The sequence below is a fragment of the Treponema sp. R8-4-B8 genome, from assembly GCF_054786175.1.
Map to the genome: position 1 here is coordinate 1 of NZ_BDHE01000445.1, position 433 is coordinate 433.

General features: G+C 43.6%; 1 pseudogene. It reads left to right on the forward strand.

What is annotated here, in order from left to right:
• Nucleotides 1-13: 13 nt before the first annotated feature.
• Nucleotides 14-433: pseudogene (locus tag ACYVRA_RS09175) on the forward strand (hypothetical protein); the annotation flags it as partial.

A 433-nucleotide genomic window follows, 5' to 3' on the forward strand; every position in this document is an offset into this window, starting at 1 on the left:
AAGGGAGGAATATATGGGTACAGCATCTACAACAGAATTAAATGCGCTAAATAAATCACAAGCGTATCAATTGGCGGATATAACCAAAACCCCGCCGCAGTTTGGGGCAATCACACCGCGCTGGCTAACGCGCTTCTTGGAATTCAAGGGGCTTGATGCTGGTATTTACCGGGTGAACAAGGTGGTGGAGGGAGAAACACCGCTTGATGTTTTATGCTCATCGGAAAAAAAGAGTGCGGAGATTCCAGAAGGATATGTTGACTATCAGCAAAAGCCAAGGGAATATATTCTCAATTCTATTTCCACTATCATAAATGTGGATACCTCTGTTCAGGATGTGTATTCTTCGCCTTACGACCAAACAAAAGAGCAGCTTCATTTGGCTATAGAAAGCTTGCGCGAGAGACAGGAGAGCCAAATTATCAATAACGAT